The sequence below is a fragment of the Paenibacillus sp. NRS-1760 genome (assembly GCF_050467785.1).
Lineage (GTDB): Bacteria > Bacillota > Bacilli > Paenibacillales > Paenibacillaceae > Pristimantibacillus.
Map to the genome: position 1 here is coordinate 1 of NZ_JBITPK010000010.1, position 23189 is coordinate 23189.

Consider the following 23189-nt stretch of genomic DNA (forward strand, 5'->3'; position numbering starts at 1 on the left):
AGTTATTTTTAGTTTTCTACAGGGCTTATAACAAATAAATATCGAAATCAAAAAAAGGCTGCTACAAGGTTATTTCCTTGTGACAGCCTCTCGTTTTTCACGCTAGCTTATTGGATAACTCCGCAAGCGATACGATTACCAGAATTTCCGGATGGATCGGTAACATAATCATCTTCTTTTTCATGGATGATAATGGATGTGCCGCCGTCCTTTAATAAGGAATTTGGTTTGCCTTTCAAGAGCGTCACATCGCTGCTTACGATATCAGCCTTCACTTTGCCATCGGCATCTACCGTAATATTGGGGAGGTCACCGTTATGGTAGCCTTTTGGATTGTTAAAGCCATGCTGCTTATTCACTGGATTGAAATGAGCTTCAGCTGTTTTGAAATCAGGAGTATCGCATTTGCCCACGCTGTGAAAGTGAATACCATGCTTGCCTGGAGCAAGCTTCTCCGCTTCAATGTGCAAATATACTTTGTCAGCTTTTTGGGTGAGCTGAGCTGATCCAATATGTTGGCCTTCGCTGTTAATTATAGTGACAAGTACTCCAGCAGGTTCAGCATTTGGATTTGGATGTGCTAATACAATTCCAAATGTTTGGGTCAGGAATAGCAAACAGACTAACATAGATATTTTTCTCATCGTATTCTCCCATTCATCATGTTTTTGTTTTGGCCGCATAGAAAACGGCAATATGCTTATAGTGTGCAAAACGATTACTTTTATACATAAAAAATCCAGCTGGAGGAATGAGTATGAATATTAGAAGGTTCCTTAAAGAGGATATTAGTGAGGTTGTTTCCTTATTCTATGAAACGGTGCATGAAGTAAACAAACAACATTATTCACAAGATCAGCTTAACGCTTGGGCTCCACAAGATGAGACAGACCAAAAAATCGAAGCTTGGAAGGAATCCATGGTTCGAAATATTACTTTTATCGCTGAGAACAGCGGTCAAATTGTAGGATTTGCTGACATAACCTATGGAGGGGAACTGGATCGAATGTATGTCCATAAGGATTATCAGAGAAGAGGCGTAGCTTCAGCCCTATTGAAAAAACTTGAAGCTGAAGCTGGTCGACTAGGGGTAAATGAGATAAAAACAGATGCGAGCATAACAGCAAAACCATTTTTTGAACGTCATGAATACCGGGAAGTTGAGTCACAAGTCGTGGAACGGAGAGGTGTGAAATTAAACAATTTTAAAATGATCAAAAAGCTTTAAAAATACTCATACGAAGAAGAATACTATGTAGCCGCTGTGTTTGTCGCTTCGTTCTGAATGCTATGAACACCCATCACAACTGCAATAAGCTCATAGTCTATACTTCCAGCAGAGGCTCCATTTGCATCCATAATCGTTGTTTCACCAGCATTAAAGAAGTTGTCTTTAAAATAAAGCTCCACTTGAATACCCCCTTTCCGTTTAAGAATAAGGAATGTACGGCTAGCCAAATATATTTTTTACAAACGGAGTTATGGGCATATCTATTAAATCACACATAGGAATCCACTTTGCGCCTAACGAGTCTTGACCATCGCCATCCGTTCTTAAATTAAATGTATCATCTACTAGTTTTACATCATAAATAATGCCGATATGGTGCATCTCTTCTAATTTATCCGCTTTAAATGGCCAGATCAGCGTATATGACATTGTCGTTTTGATGGTGCCAGTTAACGCTGTAATTCCTGTCTCTTCTTCAAACTCTCTAATGAGTGTTTGATAAGGCTCTTCTCCAAATTCAATCGACCCTCCTGGGAAATCCCACTTCCCTGTATGCGGCCCTCTGCCTTTTTTAATGAGCAATACTTTATCGTCTTTCTTCAAGACGCCGTACACCCCAAGATGTGTAAATCTATCCATATATAAGCCTCCTTCACAATGTCATCTTCGACATCAAGTGCGCTTACTCCTTGTAAATACAAAATTTGGTTTGGCTATTGCAATAACACTTGCCCTTATGTTATTTTAAAAAGAATGAATGAAAGGGAGGTGAAGTAGGTGAATCACGAAATGGTCAATAACCGTATTAGCCAGCTGCCGATTGCTATGGCTGGCATTGTTCATACATTTTCCGCGAACGGGAGAGGTCTGTCCAATTATGCTCATACGATTAAACCATTCGCGAGAAGACGCCTACTTTAACCACTACGGATAGCTTTACCATCCGAAGGGTCGCAGGCTTGTTGCTGCGGCTCTTTTTTTGTTGTGTTTGAGAGTCAGGGTCTTCATCTAACAGGAGGCTCTTCACATGATTATTGTTAATATACAGGAAATAAAGAAATACCACGCTGCAAATCTGATATTTGATGGACTTACGCTGCAAATACAAGCAGGCGAGAAGATCGGGTTGATTGGCCGCAACGGAAGCGGAAAATCGACATTGCTTCGCCTAATTTCAGGTCATGATCAGGTAGATGAGGGAATGCTTACAGTACAGAAGGAGCTGGCAATCGGATATTTGCCGCAGACACCTGCCGAATTTGATAAGCTGACCGTTTATGAAGTTTTGGCTTATGGCTATCAAGACTTAATGGCGTGCAAGCATCAGATGACGCAGATGGAAATAGAGATGTCGAGTCCGCAAATGCTTGCTGATTCAGCTGCTTTGGAGCGTTTGCTGAAAACATACTCGCTGGCTCAGGAAAGATTCGAGAGAAGCGGCGGTTATGAGATGGATACGGCAATTGAGCAGGTCGCAACGGGTTTGCGTATCGATCGAGCTGTTTATTCACGAGGCTTTGGTAGCCTGTCCGGCGGTGAGAAAACGCGAATTGCACTTGCCTCCCAGTTGATTGTCCGACCGGCTTTGCTGCTGCTTGATGAACCTACGAACCATCTGGATTTGCGGGGGATGGAGTGGCTGGAGCAATTTATTCAGCAATATGATGGCGCATGTGTCATCGTATCGCATGATCGTTATTTTCTTGATGAGGTGTGCTCCAAAATAATCGAGCTTGAGGACGGTACAGCACAAACCTTTCTTACAAACTATAGCGGATATGTGAAGGAGAAAGAGGAGCTTCTCTTGCAACAGTTTGCAAATTTTCAAGAGCAGCAGAAGCAGATAAAGAAGATGAAGGAAACGATTAAGCGCTTGGAGGAATGGGGGCGTATCGGCGACAATGAGAAGTTTTTTAAACGCGCCGCTTCCATGTGCAAAGCTTTGGAAAAGCTGGAAATGATTAAACGACCGGTTCTTGATCCGAAGACCGCTGATTTCGAGCTTACAGCGCTTGATCGCTCTGGTCGTAAGGCAATTACCTTTGAGAATGTAACTAAACAATTCGGTGATCGGGTTATTTTGGAAAAAGCAGAGGGCAGCTTGTTCTATGGTGAGAAGGTTGTGCTGGTTGGGGACAATGGCTCAGGCAAAACGACGTTGTTTAAGATGCTGCTTGGCGAGCTTCAGCCAGATGATGGACAGCTAGTCCTTGGAGCTCGCCTTCATATCGGCTATTTGGCTCAAGAAGAGAAGGTTGACGATAAGCAGCTCAGCGTACTTGAATTTTTTAAAACGGAGGGCGGTTTAGAGGAAGGCGAGGCAAGGAATATACTGGCTAGCTATTTGTTTTATGGAACGGATGTATTTAAACCACTTCATTTGCTGTCAGGCGGGGAATGGTCACGCCTTCGCCTCGCGCTGCTTATTCGCAAAAAACCGAATTTATTGCTGCTGGATGAGCCAACGAATCATCTTGATGTCAGCTCCCGCGAGGCGCTGGAGGAAGCTTTGGAAAACTATGATGGAACGGTGCTGGCAATCTCGCATGATCGGTATTTTATCAATCGGCTGGCTAAACGAGTTTGGGAGCTTAATGAGGGAGCCATTCACACTTACTTGGGCAATTACGATGACTTTAAGTCAAAGCGGAAGCCTTATAAAACGAACGAGAACATTGTTACCATTAAAACGGAGCATGTTGTGCGAGATCCGAAGCAATTAGCTAACTATTCAAAGCCGAAACATGGTGGAAGAGTGGAGCGTACGAAGGAGCAGCTGGAACAAGAGATTGCGAGGCTTGAAGCAAGTCTGCTGGAGGGCAATATGGAAATGGAGCAAATCGCGACAATGGGTGATCCAGCTGCGCTTGAATCCATTTGGAATATGCAGGAGGAACGGCAAAAGCAGCTGGATCAGCTAATGGAAGTATGGTTGGAACTATAATTCATAAAATGCTGCTCAACTAAAGCGAATACAGATCAATATTTAATGTTTTATGCTGGATTTTAAGATAGCTGTACAGGACTTGATTCTGAAAAAGCCAACCGATTAGTCTTTCTAATCCGTTGGCTTTTTCTATATATTCTCATCTTTCTAATTTTAATAGACCCTTCCTAAATAAGATATGGTAAACTAAAAGTTGGAAACGTCAAGTCCGAGGGAGTGAAGTCATGGAACAGTTGATCGGAAAAAAAATGAAATATGATATTTTGAACGCTTATGGCGTTACGATTGTACCTGCTGACTCTGTTCTGACTCGTGAATCAATACAAATATTAATAAACCATCGGATAGATTTATCATCGATTGCCCTAGCTTATGAGGATAAGCCGATTCAGCAATCAAGCATTCAAATTGGTGAGCTTGTTCAGCAAACGGTTAATATCTCTAAAGAGCTCTTTGAATCGATATTAGTATCACGTAAGGTCCCGTTAATGGAGATTCGCAATGAGGTGCTGCCAGCTATTTTGCAGCTATCCAAAAATCAGGATATTTTCGAATTATTCGAAGCGGTGAAAGCCAAGGATGATTATGTATATGAGCATAACGTAGGTGTGGGCGTCATATCGACGCTTATCGGAAGATGGATGAATCTGGACAATTCAGAGCTTTCGATTTTGTCACTTGCTGCTACCCTGCATGATGTTGGCAAAGTAAAGCTTCCGCTAGAGGTTTTAAACAAGCCGGGCAAGCTGAATGAGGTTGAATTCCAATTAATTAAGAAGCACACCATTTACGGTTATGAGCTGCTCAAGGGTACGACGGGCTTAAGCCTCCGAATCGCCCGTGTTGCGCTTCAGCATCATGAACGCGAGGACGGGAACGGCTATCCACTCGGACTGAAAAAGGAAAATATCGATTTATTCAGCTCTATCGTAGCAGTTGCGGATATTTTTCATGCGATGTCCTCCAAGCGTCCTTATCACGAGCCATTATCCTTTCATGAAATTGTTAATCAGATGACAGATGGGAAGTTTGGCGTTCTTAACCCGCAAATTATCTCGGTATTTATTGAAAACCTGATGAAGCGATTAGTCGGCAAACAAGTGCTTCTGACGGATGGCCGAGAAGGCGAGGTCGTGTACATCAATCCGCACAATATTGAGACGCCTCTTATCAAGCTGGCAGATTATTTCTTGGATTTAAGCCAGGAGAGAAATATACATATCAAATCTATTATCGCTTAAAATATACCATCCTAAGTGCTGCTAACCAACATCTGTTGACTAGCAGCATTTTTTTGTATGAAGTATGTGTATTTCTACGATTTTGCTCCATTGCCCTTTTTGAAAAGGGTAGATCTAGCCACTCTGTTTGGCTGTTTTTTTTGCTATAGTACAATTATTAACCGGAGGTGCCTGCATGCGATCGGGTCTTAGCAATCCTTTGACAAAATTGAACATAAAGCAGCAATTGATACTTTTGTTTCTCGTGATGGTGAGTCCGATTTTTCTACTGCATTGGTACGGCAATATGAAAGCAGAGCATTTGCTCAAAAACCATGTGACGAGCGCATATGTGGAGCTCATTAAACAAAACGATACCGTCATTAATCGTGACATGGATACGATCAGCAAAATAACGACGACGATTATTCAAAATCCAATTACGCAGCAGCTTGTCCCTACTGGGGCTGAGACGGTTATTGAGAGAGTACGGAAATACGATAAGGTCGACAAGCTGCTTGCGAGTAATTCGATTCCTCTTAATGGAGGAGAAGCCGTATATTATTCGCTGTATATTTATGACCCGAATGATTACTATTTTTTTGCACCGAAGCGTCAGTTGACTCAAACCGGGGTTTATTTTTTCTCCGATGCAGAGAAGCCAAGCTGGTACGATGATGCGGTCAGTTATAAGAGCAAAGGTTACATGGAAATTATTGATTCAAATGTAGGGTTGTCGCAGATCAGCACGCTTGCTTATATTCGTGCCGTTAGCAATGTATCTATTGGAAACGGTATCATTGGCGTTTTGGTCGCAACAAAGATGGATATGAAAATTAGCGAATCGCTGAAATCCGTTTCATTGCCAGACGGCAAGATCATGTTTATGGATTGGTCGAACCGCGTGCTCGCAGCGACTGATTCAAGTCTGATGGGGAAGACGTATGTACTGCCGCCTGCAACAGAGATTAAGGATGGGATGGAAGCGGTGGGCACTTTTGATGTCATGACCTCTGATTACATCTATGTGGTTAATTATAACCGCAACTTGAACAATAAACTTGTCTATCAAATTCCGATCAGCTCGTTATTAAAGCAGCAAAGCGAGCTCAAGCATGTCATCCAGCTCATTTCTATTGCTTATATATTGTTCGGCTGCGTCGTTGTTGTTTATTTCTGGCGCTCGCTTATGACACCGCTTCAGAAGCTGGCGCAATTTGTTCGCACCTATGAGCCAGGCAGGCTAGTGCCGGAGACGCCGGGAAAAGGCCGGAATGACGAGGTCGGCGTACTCTTTGCCGCTTTGTATGACATGGCCCGCAGGCTGAATGTGCTTATTCATTATAAATACCATATGGATATCAAGCAGAAGGAGTCGCAGCTTCAGTTGCTTTACCAGCAAATTAATCCACATCTACTGTACAACACGCTTGAGAGTATTTACTGGAAGAGCTCGCTTGAAGGCAATACGGAATCGGCAGAAATGATTAAGGACTTATCGAAGCTGATGAAAATTGGCCTAAGCAGAGGGAGAGAGCTCATTCCGCTGGATGAGGAGCTTGAGCATGCATCCGCTTATGTCAGCTTGCAGCAGAAGCGATACAAATATGAGTTTCAAGTGCACTGGAACATTTCCGATGCAGCAAGAATGATGATGATTCCGAAAATATCGCTGCAGCCGCTTATCGAAAATGCGATTATCCATGGCGTTAAATTTATGGGCGAGGATGGCGAAATCCAAATTTCGGCCGTAGTTGAGGGCGAGCGGGTTACGATCAAGGTGGAGGACAACGGACATAAGGAAGTTGATTATGCCTCAATTGAGCGTTTGTTAAGCAATGACAAGTCGGATCATAGTTTAGGTTATGGGATTCGTAACATTCAACAACGAATTCAGCTTCATTTTGGCAATGGATATGGAATGAGCTACAAGCGCGGGGACAACGGCGGCACGACGGTGACGATTATTTTGCCAACGAGCTATGATGAGACAAAGTGAGCATTGGAATGCAGACGGGGAGGAAGATAAATGTACAATATATTGATCGTAGATGACGAGCCTTTAATATGTGAGGGTTTATGCAGTTTATTGTCTGCTTCCGGCATTAGTTTAGCAAATGTTTATATGGCACACAGTGGATATGAAGCGCTCGATTATTTGAGAATTGAAGAAATTGACCTGCTGATCACAGATATTCAAATGGGTTCGATGAATGGAATTGAGCTAATGCATCAGGCTAAGCTGCTGAAGCCTTGGGTTCAGACGATCATCATTTCCGCTTATGAAACCTTTCAATATGCTCAAATGGCGATTCGACTCGGTGCAAAGGACTATATGATTAAACCGCTTAATAACGATCAATTTCTGGATTCCGTCCGAAATGTGCTGCTCAAAATGAATAAGCCTGCGGCAACGGAGGATCAGTTCTTATCCAAGCTGCAAGAGCATTTCCATATGGAGGAGCCGCTCCCGAAGCGAACGGAGCTGTTTAATCAGCTGCTGTCAAGCTCCGAGGAGACACCCGAGGAAATAGCGAAGAAGCTGTATGAGCGCTACGCAATCAAGCTGAACGGGCCTTATTATGCGGTCATTAAGCTGCGCCTGAATTTATCGGATAAGGATCGGCAGATCCAAAGTAGGGATGCACTGCTGCTGCAATATGCTGCATTGAACATTGCGAACGAGCTGCTTGATAAGGAATGGAATCATGTGGCCTTCTATTCCCCCAATCAGGAGATTAGTGTACTAATTCAATGGGACGAGAACGAGTTTGGAGAAGCTAGTGTCAACAAAATTAATCAATTGGATATGATCGGGCGCAGCCTCCATTACAACATTCATAAATTTATCGGGCTGCACTGTGTCATAGGCATTAGTCAAATTGTGCGAGGTATTGGTTTCGTAGGCATGCTCAGCGAACAAGCGCGCAAAGCGATCTTGTGGAACCGTGAGCATCGTGATCATTATGTTTTTTATTACGGTGATTTTAATTGGAGCACTTATACGCAGGACCCTACTGCCGAAGAGCTAAGCGAACAAAATAGCCTCATTGTAGAGAAGTCGAAGGCATATATCGATCGCAACTTTGCTCAAAAGGGACTGACGCTGCATGAGGTCGCCCAAAAAAATCATGTCAGCCCGAATTACTTAAGCTATTTGTTCAAGAAGGATACAGGCTATAACTTATGGGAGTATGTAATAAAGCTTCGAATGGAGGAGAGTCGGAAGCTTATTTTGTTTACCGATTTGCGAAGATACGAGATTTCGGAGCGCGTCGGCTACGAATCTCCGGAGCATTTTAGCAAAATATTTAAAAAATATTATGGGATGAGCCCAAGCGAGCTTAAGAAGGACGACAAGAAATAAGATGAAGTAAAAATAGCTATCATTGTCTTAGATTTGCACATTACCAGTTAGCCGCCTTGCTTCTAGAATGGTATAGAGCAATAGAAAAGAAATGAGGGAAACTCAGATGGAACAATCCGTTGTAGTAGGCGAGCCGCTCGATAGCAAGGTGCAGAGGAAGGCTGGCAGGTGGAAAAGACATATTTCGGGCTATTTGTTTCTGCTGCCCGCAGCTATCATTTTTATTTTATTTTTGTGGGTGCCGATAACGAAAGGCATTATTTACAGCTTCTATACGATCGATTTTGTAAAGGGAAATACGTTCGTGGGGTTTGATAACTACAAGACGATTTTTAACGATCCTGATGTATGGATTGGTGTGAAAAATACGCTGTACTACATGTTTTTATGTATGGTTATCGGCTTTTGGGTTCCTATTCTGTTTGCAATCGCGATATCAGAGCTGCGTCGCTTTCAAGGCTTCGTTCGCGTGGCGGCATATTTGCCGAACGTCGTGCCTGCTGTTGTGTTATACGGCTTATGGAGATGGTTCTATGATCCGGTAGGTCCAATTAACGGATTGCTGACGGAAGCGGGACTTGACCAAATAGCATTCCTAACGAATAAAAGCTGGTCTATGATTTCGCTTGTCGTCATGGAAACATGGCAGCAGTTCGGTTCAGGCATGCTCATTTATTTGGCTGCTGTTCTTAGTATCCCGCGGGACTGGTATGAGGCAGCAGAAATTGATGGCGCAGGCATATTCCGCCGTATCTGGCATATTACGCTTCCGTCGATTCGCGGCTTGATTCTGCTTCTGTTCCTTTTGCAGTTGATTGCAACGACGCAAGGCTTCCAATCTCAGCTGGCCTTGCTTGACGGCGGTCCGAACAAAGCAACGCTCACTTACTCGCTGTTTATCGTCAAATATGCATTTACGAAGCTTGATTACGGGGTAGCTTCTGCGCTGGGTGTACTTATGTTCGTCGTCCTTGGCGGTTTGGCACTTTTACAATTCAGGCTGAACAACAGGGGGGTGGACAAGTGATGAAGAGCTTAGACAGAGGGATATTATCCAGTCACGATTTGCGCAGAAATAAAAACAAGGTAGGTTTTCTGCTTATTATCCTTGTCATTATTGCAATGGTTGCCTCGATGCTGTATCCCATTGCAACTGCATTATTTAACGGTTTGAAAGCAAACACCGAAGTGAACTCGTTTCCGCCGCACTTTTTGCCATCGGAGTGGCATTTCGACAACTACCGAACAGGCTGGAATTTTATTAATCTGCCGCAGTTTTTGAAAAACACGCTTATGATTTTTGGCGGCAACATGATTATGACCATCGTCGTGCTTGGTTTAGCGGCCTTTAGCCTATCCAAGCTTAATGTTCCGTATCAGAAGGGAATCTACTTTTTTTTCATGATTACACTTTTCATACCGCCGAGCACTTATATCATTCCGAACTTTCTTAATCTGAAGGATCTTGGTTTGCTTAATACGTATGCGGCTTTCTGGCTGCCAGCCAGTGCGAGTGCATTCTATCTGCTGCTGCTTAAAAATTTCTTCGATGGTATCCATCATGAAATGATTGAAGCGGCTCGAATCGACGGTGCGTCAGACTGGAAATGTTTCAGCCTTATCGCGATTCCGCTTTCCATTCCTATTTTCTCCACGCTCGCAATATTTGTTTTCTCAACGGCATGGAACGATTGGTTCTGGCCTTCGCTTGTGATGCACAGCGATAAGAAATATCCGCTTGCGACAGCCGTATATAAATACGTCATCAGTGCGCAAAGGCTCAATCTGAACATTCGTTTCGCGATCCTTACGATGGTGATGCTGCCGCCGATTCTCGTGTTTCTGGTGTTCCAAAAGTTCATTATGCGCGGACTTCATCTTGGCGGGGTTAAGGGATAAGCAGTTCGTAGACATACACATGATCGGAATAAGAATACACCTCGCCCAAATGAAAACGTCTCCTTTATGATGAGGATGTAGTGAAAATACGAATGGTGAAGGGGAATATCGATGCTAAAGAAAAACGTGGCAGTGTTGATTTGTTTGGTCATGATATGCTCAATTCTTGCAGCTTGCAGCGGTGGCAGCAAGGAGACCAACGATCCAAAAGAAACCGATAAACCAACGAATGCAGCGACAAACAATGCAGGCAGCAAGGAAACAGACCCTCCGAAGGAAGATATTAAAGACAAAAAAATTACGATCAGCATTTATTATCCATTGCCGGATCAGGTTGAGAACCGCAAGCTGGAAGATGACAAAATCAAACGTTTTAACGAGGTTTATCCTAACGTGGAAATCGTAAAAAGCGACTGGCACTACAACCCAAGCGAAATCGGCATCAAAATGGCAGCAAACGAAGCGCCGACATTTTTCAACACTTGGGCTACAGAAGCTAAGTTTTTGCAAGAGCGCGGCTGGGTAGCCGATATTACGGAGCTGTGGGACAGTTATCCATTCAAGGATCAAATCAATCCCGTGCTGCAAAGCCAATTTATCATTGACGGCAAGGTGTTCGGGGTATCCCAGAAAGCCTATGTTACAACTACGGTTGTAAACAAGAAGCTGCTTGACGAGAAAGGTGTACCGATTCCATCGTATGACTGGACATGGGACGATATGTACAACACTGCGAAAGCAGTAGCTGATCCGAAGAAAGGCATTGCGGGTATTGCGCCGATGGGCAAAGGTACAGAAGCAGGCTGGAACTGGACCAACTTCTTGTTTGAGGCAGGCGGCGATGTTCAGACGATCGCTGACGGCAAAGTAACAGCAGCCTTTAATTCTGCGGCAGGCTTGAAGGCGCTAGAGTTTTACAACAAGCTTAGATGGGAAGCAAACGCAATTCCGCAGGACTGGGCACTTGGATGGGGCGATGCTGTCGGCGCTTTCGGACAAAGCCGTACGGCTATGGTTATAGCAGGAGCTGAGGGTGTACTTGAGCAAGCGCTCAACCAAGGCGGCTTGAAGCCAGAGGATGTACTGACATTCCCGATGCCGGCTGCGGAGAAAGGCGGCAAACATACAGGCGTGCTTGGCGGCGATTACCTCGTGATCAATCCAAATGCAACGAAGGACGAACAAGAAATTGCTTTCCGCTATATTACATTCGATTACTTTACCGATAAAGGTCTAGAGTCACTTGAAACCGATATCCAAAAACGCCAAACAGAAGGCAAATACTATATTCCGCCGCAAATGAACTACTACAGCCCTTCATCGGAATATGGTCAAAAAGCACAGGCTATATTTGATAAATACGATAACGTCTACAAATATAACGCTGAATCCGATTCTTTGCTTGACGGCAAACCTGAAGCGCAATACAACACGCAGGATTACTACGGCGAAGTAACGAATGTGCTGCAAGAGGTTTTCTCCAAAAAAGGTTCAGATCTTCAAGGCTTGCTCGACAAGTCTGCCAAGGTCGTGCAAGAGAAGTTTTTTGATTCTATTAAAGTCGAATAGCTAAACGGATTGATCGAAAGAAAGCCTCCCCAATTCATCTTTAAAGGGGAGGCTTTTTATTATTTTCTAGCTTTCTAAATCTTCTGTTTTCGTATGCACGCTGTCTTCTTCATTATCTCGAATGGTCTTTTGCAAAACGAGGCAAGAAACGATTAAGAAAGCACCGGCAATCGCGTAGTAGCCCTTGACATAAAGCGGCTCCTCTAGCGTGTAAATACCTATATATTGAGCGAGAATAGCAATGATAAAGCCAGCCCAAGCCATGAACGAAAAAGCGGGTGTATTGCGGCTTCTGTAGCCCGGGTTGTAGTCTTTGAGAAACTTATCCTCGTCATTGTCGCGCGCAACCTTCTGCAGAAGAAATGAAGTGATAATTAAAAGTATGCCGGTTACAGCGTAATACCCTTGCACAGACATTGGCTGTTTAAGCGTGTAAATACCGATGAATTCGAAGCCACATGCTATAAGAAAAGCTGCCCAAGCCATGAAGGTATATGTTGGGGTATTGCGGCGGCGATAAAAATTTGCTGGTTTGCGTACTTGCATCGTTTCCATTTTTTCCATTTGAGTAAGCCTCCCGAGTCGATTTGTTGTTCATGTCTTTAGTTTACATCATATTCCAAAACGTAAAAGTACCAACTTATTGTAGTACCAGGTACTAGTAAGAAAGGAATTGACAATGAGAATGGTTATCATTAGAATGCTTGTTAATATGCTCTGCAAGGAACCATACATAAAAGGCTGAACCATCATGATCAAGTAGTCGGCTTTTCTTCGGTCGATCTGTGAGCAGCACAAAGTAAACGCTAGAGGAGCTGAACTCGGAAAGTGGAGTGGAATGATCTTATTAGGCTTTGGAACCACGCCTCAATTAAGGTGTTGGATGTTCGTCACCATAGGATGAAACTTGGCGATAGGCTGCAATCCTACCGTCTTCCAGCAAGCGGATTCTTATATACGACTATTGGCAGCGCAAATGTATGTTTGGACGGTCATCTATATAAGGCGGAGCGATTTCATGTACTGCATGGGGGCAAAGGAATGTGCTTGGATATAGACAGGCTGGAGGAGGATTTTGATTATTACTTAATCTTCTATAAAGCACTTATTCCGCATCCTTGCAGGCAAGAGATTTTATCACTTATTGAAAATAACAACCCGTTCCATATGCAATATGGCTTCGCCCCGCTATACCCGATCCCACTGTTTCGAATGGTTAACGTAATGGCACAAGAGTGGCAAATATCGCATTCTTTGGAGAGGTTTCATGTCAATACGTTATTTCATCAATTTGTTTATGAGGTATTCATTCAGCTGCAAAAGCAAGATGTATCTCTATCGAAGCCCGACCTAGCAGCACAAGCGCTTCGTTATATTCATGATCATTATATGGAGCCGATTACGCTTGAGCAGTTGGCGCAGGCCTTAAGCTATAGCGCCAAAAACTTGTCCAAGGTGTTTAAAAAGGAAACAGGGCATAGTCTCATTGATTATGTCATTCAGGTGAGAATTGATCATGCGAAGGAGCTAATGAAAAATACGAGCGCGACCATTCAGGAAATTGCGGAAAGCGTTGGTTATTCCGATCGCTTATATTTTACACGGATATTCAAAAAGGTTGCTGGCGTTTCTCCAGGTAGGTTTAAGGACAGTTTGAAAAATACTAGAAGCGGCGCAGATCGTCTATATAGATCGAGCCGATCGTCCATTGTTCCAGGGAGGCTCCGGCGTTACAATGTGTATCGTTATGATAATCATTATCAATACAAAGGAGAGAATCAATTGCCCATGTACAAAGGATTGAAATTATCAATGGCAGCAACCCTGTTGTTTTGTTTTGCTTTATTTATGAGTGCATGTTCTACGGGGACGTTAAATACAAATATGACAACCGTGGAATCACAATTAACGACGAAGGGGGAAGCAGCTCCCTCCAATAAGCCGCAAACGGAGGCTCAGACTAGAGTAATCACAACGATAAAAGGTGATATCGAAATTCCTTCGCATCCCGAACGGATCGTTGTTGATCTCTACTTAGGCAGCTTTATTGCACTTAATGTTAAACCAATTGGTACGCCAGAATTGAATTTGAAAAATCCGTATTTTTCAGAGGCGCTTGCAGGTGTGGAGAATATTGGCGAATACGAGAGTGTATCGCTAGAGAAAATAATAGATTTGCAGCCGGATATGATCGTTACAGGAAATGAAGCAGCTTATGAGCAGTATAGCAAAATTGCACCGACGATCGTTGTCCCTTATGGCGAACTAAAAAATACGCATGAAGAATTGACCTATTTCGGCAAATTGTTAGGGAAAGAGGCAGAAGCGGAAGCATGGTTAGCTGATTACGACCAGCGTATTGCAGCAGCCAAAGCAAAGGTTGAAAGTGTCATTCCAAGCGATGCTGTGTTTTCAGTTATGCAGGATTGGGGAGGGAATACGGGCGTATTCGGCGATAATTTCGGCAGGGGCGGACAAGCAGTCTATCAAGCACTTGGACTTAAGCCGCCAGCTAAAGTAGCGGAGCAGCTGATGAAGGAACAAATTGTTGAGGTTTCTGGCGAGAAGCTGTCTGACTTTGCAGGGGATTATATTATATTAACGTCTGATACGCTAACGCTAGCAGATTTGAAAACCGAGCCGATCTGGAAGCTGATTGATGCAGTTAAAAATGATCGTGTCTATATTTGGAGTAAGGAACGCTCATGGTATTTTGATCCGATTGCTACGCTATCACAGACAGAGGAACTAGCTAATTGGCTCGCAGGTGCGAAATAAACGAATCGTTGAAAGCATTGATAGAGATAACAAAAGTCAGTTTTGTACAAAAAAATGGTGACTTTTGTCCATTGTCACAATGTGGATGGTATCCTAAACTTTAATAAGTGATAGTGATAATCAATATCAAAAATAAATTGATCATGACTGACGTTTGGAGGCAAACGATGAACGAACAATTGGAACTCTATGATGTAACGATAATTGGTGGTGGCCCAGGTGGGTTATATACCACTTTCTATAGCGGCATGCGCGATTTAAAAACGAAATTAATTGAAGCGCAGGATCAACTCGGCGGGCGAATGCTCACTTATCCTGAGAAAATTATTTGGGATGTAGGCGGGGTAACACCGATTCGCTGCGAACAATTAATTGCGCAATTGATCCAACAAGCCAAAACCTTTGATCCGACGATCGTGCTCGGACAGCAAATTACGGACTATGAACGATTGGCTGATGGAACATTTATGCTGACTTCATTAACCGGCGAGAAGCATCATACAAGAACGGTCATTATGGCAATCGGTTACGGAATAAAAAAATTAGCGAAGCTGGAGATTGAAGGGGCTGACCGCTATGAGGTAACGAACTTGTACTATACCGTACAGGAGCTGGAAAAATTCCGCGATAAGCGAGTGCTCATTTCCGGCGGCGGCGATTCCGCAGTAGACTGGGCTAATGAGCTGGAATCCATTGCAGCCAGCGTAACGGTCGTGCATCGCCGCGACAGCTTCGGCGGGCATGAAAGAAATGTTTCCAGGATGAAACAATCCTCAGTAAATGTTCTTACGCCTTATCAAGTGCTTGCGCTTCATAGCAGTAATGGGGAAAGTATCGAGAAGGTAACGATTGCACATATGGAAACGGAGGAAAGCAAGCAGATTGAAGTCGATGCTGTCATCGTCAATCATGGAATGAAGAGTGATTTTGGGCCTATCCGTGATTGGGGTCTTGATATGGGAGTATGGAATGCAAACGTTGGGGAGCGGATGGCTACTAATATTCCGGGCATCTTCGGCGCAGGCGATTTCGCTAGCTTTGGCAGCAAGGTTGGACTTATTGCAGGAACGTTCACGGACGGCGTCTTGGCACTCAACAGCGCGAAGCTGTATATGGATCCAGAAGCTCCAGAGATGGCTTATGTTTCTTCTCATAACGAGCGTTTTAAGGAGAAAAATCGGGAGCTTGGCGTAGTAGAAGAAGAATAGTATACCATTCGATTAGAAGGCGAGTGCTTCACAGCAATCAGCAGATTACCCATATAAGTATAGAAACCCTTTGTCTAAGACAGGGGGTTTTTGCATGCCTCTACACTTCGTAATATAACACCTATTATTTCTAGAAATGCACATCGATATGTAAGCGATTCCAAATTATGATGAAAGAGAATGAAGGATTTACATAAGCGAGTGCTTTCGAGATGCGTTTGCACTTGTATACCTTTGGGGAGGTTTGTGCAATGAAACGTGCAAGGTCTATATTGGCATTCATGCTGGCGCTGCTGCTTATGCTTATGGCGGTTCCGGTCTATGCGGACGAGACGGCGGTAGTATCGGAAGGCGGGGGGCAGCCCGAGGCGGCTGTGTCATCCGTAACGGAATCAACCTATGTTCGCATCCAGAACAAATGGCAAAGCAATTATTTGTATGAGGATGAAAATGGTATCGTACGGTACGGCTTTCCAAGCTATGAAGATGAGTCCTCGCAATGGCTCATCGAGGAGCATGATGGCAATAAGCGAATTCAAAACCGTGCAACCGGACATTACATTACGGTCTCAGAGGTTGGGAAGCGGCGCGATGCACTGACCAGCCGCGAGATAACGGAGAGTACGCTTGCAGACCAATGGACCATTCATGCGTCCAGCCGCGAGGGTTATGTGGTCATTAAAAGTGCAACTGTGCCGGAGAATGCCAATCTCGTTATTCATCAAGAGGATTTGCTCGGCTTTGCGGAAGTAAGCAATGACATCAATATAACGTTCGAGAGTCCGCAGTGGGCGCTCGAGCCAGTGGAGTCTGCTGCTCCAATTCGTCTTGCAAACAAGTTCCGAGCAGGACAATATTTGTACGAGGGAGCCAATGGTTTCGTTGACTTTGGCGAGGTGCCTGCTGCGGATCGCAAATCTCATTGGGTGCTTGTCCCGGGAGCAACACCGGATTCCTATCGGATTAAAAACCGTGCAACCGGTCATTACATTACGCAAGGAATAGACTATGAGCCTATTAAAGCTATCGGACTGGACAACACGAATAAAAGCGAGTGGCTGGTAGCTGACACAGCGGGTGGAGATTTTATCACCTTCCAGAACGTTGCAGCTTATCAGGCGGTTCCATCGACCATTTACGTATTGAATACGCAGTTTCCTGATGACAAACATGTACGCTCGAACAGTTGGTCCGTTCTGGATCGAGACAATGCACACTGGCGAATAGAGCTGGCGCCGGATACGCAGCCATACCGTATCGTGAATTTTACAAATGAGAAGGTAGGTACTGCTTATTTGTATGAAGATGCTGGGCTGGCAAAGGTAGGCGCACTGACAACACAGGCAGGCCAGAAGTCATTTTACCAGTGGGTAAGGGAAGATTTTAACGGCAAAAAACGGCTGCGCAACCTAGCAACTGGTCATTATGTTACGCGTGCAGGAGTTAATGAGATCAGTGATCCGCTTAAGGTATCTTTATTAACGGAAAGCTCTGCAGAGGATCAATGGTCCTTTAGCAAATCAGCCATTTATGATGACTATCAAAGCATTCAGAGCTATGTTGGTCAAGGCGAATATTTGCATATTCAAGACAATACGGGCGCAGCCCAAGCAAGTGCAATTCAGCCAAATGAGAATGCGGCGCAATGGTTGTTTGAAGACCCAGCATTTAGCGGGGATGGCTCGCCGCAATATATTCGAATTCAGAATGAATGGCAAAATTTCTTCTTATATGAGGATGCAGCAGGACAGCTGAAATACGGCAATGTCTCTGAAGGCGATTATAAGGGACAATGGTTAGTTGAACGTTTTAACGGTCGCAAACGCATCCAGAATAGAGCAACAGGCCACTACATTAATTTGCAAAATATGAAGGATGGACGCATTGATGTGACTGAGGTGGCTGATGACTGGACGAGTGCGATTTGGGTCATCGAAGATGCCGGTGGCTCAAAGCTCATTCACAGCTTGCAGGATGCTAATGATGTTATTGGACAACAAAAGTATATTAGCTTGCAAAATCTGACGAAATACGCGGAATACGGCGTAATTAATCCAGGATGGGGAAGTCCTAAATGGAAGTTTATACCTGTGACAGATGCGGCGTTAACGAATGTAAGACTTAAGAACAAGCAAACCGGCAGTTATTTGTATCAAGTGACCGCTGAGGGTGATGATCAAGGCAAGGTTAAGTATGGTGATCTTCCAGAAACGGATCTTAGCTCAGTTTGGTATTTGGAGCGCACGGGCGATGGAGCAACCTCGGTTCGGTTGAAAAACCTCAAGACTGGCCACTATGTGTCAATGGAGCACGTAGGCGGGGATGTTGAAAAGGATGCCCCGACACAGCAAATTATCGCACAAGGCGGCATTCACGAGAGCTGGGGCAGCGTGAAGTGGAACATGGAACCTGGATCTTCTGATAAATTTGTAGTGCTGCGGAGTGGTTGGGCTCGTCATTTTCTATATTCAGATGGTGAGGGATATACGAAAGTAAGTAAGCTTGTTACTGATTCGGATAGCGCACAATATGCAGTTGAGCCGCTAGCACTTCCAGAGAAACCTTTGCCAGAGGCTCCGATTCGTATAAAAAATAAGGCAAACGGCCAATTTTTATATGAAAACAATGGAGGAATTGTTCTATATGGCAACTTGGCAGAGAACAACGGCTACAGTCATTGGATTATAGAGTCAGAGGGCGGGAAACAAAGGTTGAAAAACCGTGCTACAGGACATTACATGACAATGACCGGGGATTATGCTTTTATTGAGAGCAAGCAAGCCATTCAAGGCGATGCGTTCTTAGAGTGGGCAGTTGAAAGCACTCCGAGCGGTGCGGAATATATGATTCGCAGCTTGAATGGGAAATACGATGATGAGTTCATTCATGTTCAAAATAATGCAGGCTACGCAGAGCGTGGATTGTACCCAGCATCATTTGGATCGGTGCAGTGGACGTTTGAGAATGCGCCGGAGCAATTCGAGACGCCGCCAATGGGCGAGGAGAAGACGAATGACACGGCTACCCCAACATTTGACGACACGAACTATATTCGTATTAAAGAAAAGTCAGGCACAGGTTATTTATATGAAAACAGCGGCAAGGTGCTCAGCGGCTCAGTGAGGGCAGATAACGCGAGCTCCCAATGGCTGCTTCAGGATTTCAACGGCCGGAGGCTGTTGAAAAACAAAGCTACCGGACATCTATTGACGCTACAAGCAGATGGTCTGGCGGCAATCGCGGGTGAGGCTATAGGCATTGATGCGGCACAATGGACGATTGAGGATCGTACTGGCTATAAACGGATGATAAATGTTTCGCAGAAAGACGGATTGCTGCTGCTAACGGCTGGCAAGCTGCAATACGGTACGCCGAGTCAAGCGGATGAGGCGCTTTGGCAGTTTGAGCCCGTTGCCTCCAATCAGCGATATGAAGCAGAGAACGCTTTTATGTCTGGCGGCATGAAGGTAAGTAAGGAGTTAACAGGCTTTAAAGGTGCAGGGTACGCTGGGAACTTCACAGAAACGGGAGATAAAATCAGCTTTACTGTTCATGCTGGGGCAGCAGGCAGCTATTTAACGGAGCTTCGTTCCTTGAACGTCACCGATGTGCCAAGCCAGCTTAGCCTGTATGTGAATGGCATACGGATCAAACAAGTGGCGTTTAATGCAGCTGGAGAAAAACAAAGCTGGTCCGAAGCGGTTATTGAAATGCAGCTGCGCAGCGGAATTAATACGATTACGCTGCAAAAGGATTCAGCGGATTCGGGGCAAGTATGGCTGGATAGCCTTCTAGTCAGACAAAGCATCGGCATTGCTTACCGCGGAGCGACAGTTCCGTATATTACCTATGAAGCGGAACATGGATTAACGAACGGTGAGCTGATTGGACCGTCGCGCAGCTACCGCGAAATCGCTTCTGAGGCATCGGGCAGGCAGGCGGTTAAGCTGGTAGATGAAGGTGATTATGTACAATTTACATTAGCAAAGGCGGCTAATTCACTTGTGCTGCGTTATGTCATCCCAGACAGCGCAGACGGGGCTGGACGTAACGAAACGTTGGGCCTGTACGTAAACGGAAAATTTAAGCAAAATTTAGAGCTTAGCTCGAAGCATGGCTGGGAGTACGGCAGCTATCCATGGTCTAATGATCCAAAGCAGGGCAATGCACATCGTTTCTTCGATGAAATACATGCTTTGATCGGTGATATACCCGCAGGAGCTACGATCCGTCTGCAGAAGGATGCGGAGAATGCGGCAGATTATTATGTCATTGACCTTGTCGATATGGAGCAGGTGGAAGGTCCGTTTGCAAAGCCTGATGGATTCCTGTCAGTTGCCGAATACGGAGCTGTACCTGGTGATGGCATTGATGATTCGGCAGCGTTCCATTCTGCAATGAATGCAGCCAAAGAACAAGGGAAAGGCGTATGGTTCCCTCAAGGGGTATTTGAGCTTAAGGCTGATGTGATTGAATTGGATCAAATCACTATTCGCGGCGCAGGGATGTGGTATACGTCACTGATCGGTGCGAGGTTTATTGGCAAAGGTGCTAATATTGGCGTATATGATCTACTCATCGACGGCGACCTGAATATCCGTGATGATGAAGCGTTGACCCATGCTTTTTATGGCGGCTTCGGCAAAGGCTCGGTCATTCAGAATGTTTGGGTCGAACATTCAAAAACAGGGCTATGGCTGTCCAAGGTAAGGGGCAGCGACGAAATAACGGATGGCCTGCATATGGTTGGCCTTCGTTTGCGCAATTTGATGGCCGACGGCATCAACTTCTCCGTGGGCACGAGCAATAGTGTGATGGAGCAATCGGATATCCGATATCCAGGCGACGATGGTTTGGCGATGTGGTCGGCGGAAGGACGCGCAAGCATCAACAATACGGCGCGTTTTAATACGGTGGCTTTGCCTTGGCTGGCCGATAACTTCGTTGTTTTTGGCGGGCAAGACAATAAGCTTCAAGATAACATCGGTACAGATACAATTACGAACGGAGCGGGCATTGCCGTATCGACACGCTTTAATCCTGTGGCATTCAGCGGCACAACGGTAGTGGAGCGCAATACACTGGTTCGTACGGGCAGCGCCGACTCTGCGTACAACATTAACTTAGGTGCGATCTGGATTTTTGCTGGCGAGAAGGATTTGAATGGCGAGGTCATTGTACGGGACAACGTCGCACTCGACAGTACGTATGCCGGTTTAATTGTACACGGCGGCGGATTCAGCGTTGATCATGTGAAGCTTCATAATATCGTGCTCGACGGTATGGGTACAAACGGAATAGATGTGACAAGCGGGGTGTCGGGCAATATTCAGGTGGATAATGTCATTGTGCGTGGCGAGCGGATAGCGACACTAGCAAGCTTAAATGATCAATTATCGTTCACCGAGCAAAATGAAGGTTTTGCCAATCGTCCGAAGCCATTCCGCATAGCTCTTGAGAATGGCGATAGAGGACCGCTGTCGTTGACTGTGGGTGATACAAAAGCCATAAAGGTGTTTGATCAAGCAGGCGTCGATGTCACAGCGGATGCGATCATAACGATTGCGAAAGCAGACATTGCAGCAATTAGTGAAGATAAACAGCTTAGTGCGCTAAAGATCGGCCAGACGACATTTACTGTGACTCATGGCTTGCAAAGCAGAGTCTATACGGTGGAAGTGAAGGCGGTCGTTTTGCCAGAGGAAGGTAATGAAGGCAGCACTGGCGGTTCAGGCTCAGGCCAAATCGGCGGTGCGATTAATACAGCTCAAAATGACAGCAAGCTAAAGACAGATGCCGCAAGCAAGCTTGAGCGGATCATTTTCGCCAAAGGTGCGTTAACATCAAATGGAGATCTCTCCTTCTCCGCACAAGCTCTTCTTGACGCGCTTAAGAGCAGTCCAAATGCGATTGTCGTCATGGAGCAGGGTACAGCGTCGTATGAGTTCCCGCTGGAGCTTGTAAACGGCGTTCTGGAGGAGGCAAAGCTTGCGAATAACGGTAAGCTAATTGTAACTTTCTCAATTAAGCCGGTTAGTCAACTGGTGCTTGATAACATTCGAGCTAAAGCCAAAGCCGCAGGTTTTGAGCTTGCAGGTGATCCTTTTGATTTTATTATTTCCGTCTCGGATGGAAGCGCATCAGCAGAAGTACACAACCTTGGCGGCAAATATGTGAAGCGTACGATGACAGTAGACCGTGAACTGGATGCCAAAACAGCAACAGCGCTCGTATTTGATCCGGCAACGGGAGCTTTCCGTTACGTTCCGGCTTTGTTCCGATCAGCTGAAGGGAAAACCACTGTCACCATTTTGAGTACTAGCAACAGCAGCTACGTAGTCGCTTTAAATCCCAAAACTTTTGCAGACATTAGCAGCCACTGGGCAAAATCGAATATTGAGCTGCTCGCTTCCAAACAAATTGTGAGCGGTGCAACGGCGTCGAGCTTTGCTCCTAACCGTACAGTTACGCGCGCTGAATTTGCGGCAATGCTTGTAAGAGCGCTTGGCCTCCAAAATAGTGGAGGCAAGCAGGCGTCGGCGTTCAGCGATGTTGCGCCGGGCGCTTGGTATGCGGATGCGATTGCAACAGCTGCAAGATTTGAACTGATTAAAGGCTTCGAGGACGGAACCTTCCGTCCGAATACGACCATTACGCGCGAGCAAATGGCAGTAATGGCAGCAAGCGCATTAAAATTTGCGGAAGCAGCAGGAGCTAACGTCAAGAAAGCAGTTAATGAGGCTGCCAGCTTTAAAGACGAAGCAGCTATACATGGCTGGGCGCTTGATGCGGTGACTCAGGTTGCAGCAGCAGGAATATTGGAGGGCAAAGGAAATCAATCATTCCTGCCTCTAGATCTAGCAAGCCGCGCCGAAGCAGCAACGATGATCACACGGTTATTGCAGTTCGTAGAGCTGCTGGATAAGTAATATGCAATGAAAAACGGTGTCTACCTGTCCCGCGAGGGCTA

16 protein-coding genes and 1 pseudogene are annotated in these 23189 nt (G+C 45.1%); 12 read left to right on the top strand and 5 right to left on the bottom strand.

From position 1 onward, the window contains the following. Window positions 1-107: 107 nt before the first annotated feature. Window positions 108-644: a superoxide dismutase family protein gene (locus ACIFSR_RS11020; RefSeq protein WP_076271003.1), complete on the bottom strand. Its 537-nt coding sequence runs from the start codon at window positions 642-644 to the stop codon at window positions 108-110. Between the two features lie 113 nt (window positions 645-757). On the opposite strand from ACIFSR_RS11020, the gene ACIFSR_RS11025 reads away from it, so the two are divergent. Further along, window positions 758-1228, top strand: coding sequence for a GNAT family N-acetyltransferase (locus ACIFSR_RS11025; RefSeq protein WP_076271004.1), 471 nt, complete (start codon window positions 758-760; stop codon window positions 1226-1228). Between the two features lie 23 nt (window positions 1229-1251). Here ACIFSR_RS11025 and ACIFSR_RS11030 read toward each other — a convergent pair whose 3' ends face one another. Both ACIFSR_RS11030 and ACIFSR_RS11035 read right to left on the bottom strand, forming a co-directional pair. Continuing rightward, window positions 1252-1410, bottom strand: coding sequence for a hypothetical protein (locus tag ACIFSR_RS11030; RefSeq protein ID WP_430057390.1), 159 nt, complete (start codon window positions 1408-1410; stop codon window positions 1252-1254). Window positions 1411-1450: 40 nt separating this feature from the next. Beyond that, window positions 1451-1870, bottom strand: a complete 420-nt coding sequence (locus ACIFSR_RS11035) for an NUDIX hydrolase (protein WP_430057391.1) — start codon at window positions 1868-1870, stop codon at window positions 1451-1453. 138 nt (window positions 1871-2008) lie between these two features. Between ACIFSR_RS11035 and ACIFSR_RS11040 the strand changes: the two genes are divergently transcribed. The 8 genes from ACIFSR_RS11040 to ACIFSR_RS11075 all read left to right on the top strand — a co-directional run bounded on the left by ACIFSR_RS11040 (window position 2009) and on the right by ACIFSR_RS11075 (window position 12233). Continuing rightward, window positions 2009-2152 (top strand): hypothetical protein, encoded by a 144-nt coding sequence (locus tag ACIFSR_RS11040; RefSeq protein ID WP_179089924.1) that lies wholly within the window; start codon window positions 2009-2011, stop codon window positions 2150-2152. 106 nt (window positions 2153-2258) lie between these two features. Next, window positions 2259-4175: a ribosomal protection-like ABC-F family protein gene (gene abc-f, locus ACIFSR_RS11045; RefSeq protein ID WP_430057393.1), complete on the top strand. Its 1917-nt coding sequence runs from the start codon at window positions 2259-2261 to the stop codon at window positions 4173-4175. A gap of 227 nt (window positions 4176-4402) precedes the next feature. Continuing rightward, window positions 4403-5419 (top strand): HD-GYP domain-containing protein, encoded by a 1017-nt coding sequence (locus ACIFSR_RS11050; RefSeq protein WP_076271007.1) that lies wholly within the window; start codon window positions 4403-4405, stop codon window positions 5417-5419. A 175-nt stretch (window positions 5420-5594) separates the two neighbouring features. Further along, window positions 5595-7397: a sensor histidine kinase gene (locus tag ACIFSR_RS11055; protein ID WP_430057395.1), complete on the top strand. Its 1803-nt coding sequence runs from the start codon at window positions 5595-5597 to the stop codon at window positions 7395-7397. 30 nt (window positions 7398-7427) lie between these two features. Continuing rightward, entirely contained in the window at window positions 7428-8765 is a 1338-nt protein-coding gene (locus ACIFSR_RS11060; protein ID WP_430057397.1) for a response regulator transcription factor, read from the top strand. A gap of 106 nt (window positions 8766-8871) precedes the next feature. Next, window positions 8872-9792 carry a carbohydrate ABC transporter permease gene (locus ACIFSR_RS11065; RefSeq protein ID WP_430057399.1) on the top strand — a complete coding sequence of 307 codons (921 nt, stop codon included), beginning with the start codon at window positions 8872-8874 and terminating at the stop codon, window positions 9790-9792. Then, window positions 9792-10664, top strand: a complete 873-nt coding sequence (locus ACIFSR_RS11070) for a carbohydrate ABC transporter permease (RefSeq protein WP_430057820.1) — start codon at window positions 9792-9794, stop codon at window positions 10662-10664. The genes ACIFSR_RS11065 and ACIFSR_RS11070 overlap by 1 nt, the downstream gene beginning before the upstream one ends. A gap of 111 nt (window positions 10665-10775) precedes the next feature. Continuing rightward, window positions 10776-12233 (top strand): ABC transporter substrate-binding protein, encoded by a 1458-nt coding sequence (locus ACIFSR_RS11075; protein ID WP_339207482.1) that lies wholly within the window; start codon window positions 10776-10778, stop codon window positions 12231-12233. Window positions 12234-12299: 66 nt separating this feature from the next. Here the strand turns inward: ACIFSR_RS11075 and ACIFSR_RS11080 are convergent, their stop codons facing one another. Both ACIFSR_RS11080 and ACIFSR_RS11085 read right to left on the bottom strand, forming a co-directional pair. Further along, window positions 12300-12497: a YiaA/YiaB family inner membrane protein gene (locus ACIFSR_RS11080; protein ID WP_256711064.1), complete on the bottom strand. Its 198-nt coding sequence runs from the start codon at window positions 12495-12497 to the stop codon at window positions 12300-12302. A gap of 60 nt (window positions 12498-12557) precedes the next feature. Next, window positions 12558-12779 (bottom strand): annotated as a pseudogene (locus ACIFSR_RS11085) (YiaA/YiaB family inner membrane protein); the annotation flags it as partial. Window positions 12780-13061: 282 nt separating this feature from the next. Here ACIFSR_RS11085 and ACIFSR_RS11090 point away from each other — a divergent pair. The 3 genes from ACIFSR_RS11090 (at window position 13062) to ACIFSR_RS11100 (ending at window position 23148) form a co-directional block, all read left to right on the top strand. After that, entirely contained in the window at window positions 13062-15011 is a 1950-nt protein-coding gene (locus tag ACIFSR_RS11090) for an AraC family transcriptional regulator (RefSeq protein ID WP_430057400.1), read from the top strand. Window positions 15012-15178: 167 nt separating this feature from the next. Next, complete coding sequence (locus ACIFSR_RS11095; protein ID WP_076271014.1) at window positions 15179-16219, top strand: NAD(P)/FAD-dependent oxidoreductase; 1041 nt, start codon at window positions 15179-15181, stop codon at window positions 16217-16219. Window positions 16220-16470: 251 nt separating this feature from the next. Continuing rightward, window positions 16471-23148 carry an S-layer homology domain-containing protein gene (locus ACIFSR_RS11100; RefSeq protein WP_430057403.1) on the top strand — a complete coding sequence of 2226 codons (6678 nt, stop codon included), beginning with the start codon at window positions 16471-16473 and terminating at the stop codon, window positions 23146-23148. The last annotated feature ends 41 nt before the right edge of the window (window positions 23149-23189 follow it).

Bases quoted from the DNA above. Each gene is read 5' to 3' on its own strand.
- ACIFSR_RS11100 (WP_430057403.1), top strand. From the start codon at position 16,471: ATGAAACGTGCAAGGTCTATATTGGCATTCATGCTGGCGCTGCTGCTT.
- ACIFSR_RS11050 (WP_076271007.1), top strand. From the start codon at position 4,403: ATGGAACAGTTGATCGGAAAAAAAATGAAATATGATATTTTGAACGCT.
- ACIFSR_RS11080 (WP_256711064.1), bottom strand. From the start codon at position 12,497: ATGGCTTGGGCTGGCTTTATCATTGCTATTCTCGCTCAATATATAGGT.
- ACIFSR_RS11065 (WP_430057399.1), top strand. From the start codon at position 8,872: ATGGAACAATCCGTTGTAGTAGGCGAGCCGCTCGATAGCAAGGTGCAG.
- ACIFSR_RS11060 (WP_430057397.1), top strand. From the start codon at position 7,428: ATGTACAATATATTGATCGTAGATGACGAGCCTTTAATATGTGAGGGT.
- ACIFSR_RS11025 (WP_076271004.1), top strand. From the start codon at position 758: ATGAATATTAGAAGGTTCCTTAAAGAGGATATTAGTGAGGTTGTTTCC.
- ACIFSR_RS11035 (WP_430057391.1), bottom strand. From the start codon at position 1,870: ATGGATAGATTTACACATCTTGGGGTGTACGGCGTCTTGAAGAAAGAC.
- abc-f (WP_430057393.1), top strand. From the start codon at position 2,259: ATGATTATTGTTAATATACAGGAAATAAAGAAATACCACGCTGCAAAT.
- ACIFSR_RS11075 (WP_339207482.1), top strand. From the start codon at position 10,776: ATGCTAAAGAAAAACGTGGCAGTGTTGATTTGTTTGGTCATGATATGC.
- ACIFSR_RS11055 (WP_430057395.1), top strand. From the start codon at position 5,595: ATGCGATCGGGTCTTAGCAATCCTTTGACAAAATTGAACATAAAGCAG.
- ACIFSR_RS11020 (WP_076271003.1), bottom strand. From the start codon at position 644: ATGAGAAAAATATCTATGTTAGTCTGTTTGCTATTCCTGACCCAAACA.
- ACIFSR_RS11095 (WP_076271014.1), top strand. From the start codon at position 15,179: ATGAACGAACAATTGGAACTCTATGATGTAACGATAATTGGTGGTGGC.
- ACIFSR_RS11070 (WP_430057820.1), top strand. From the start codon at position 9,792: ATGAAGAGCTTAGACAGAGGGATATTATCCAGTCACGATTTGCGCAGA.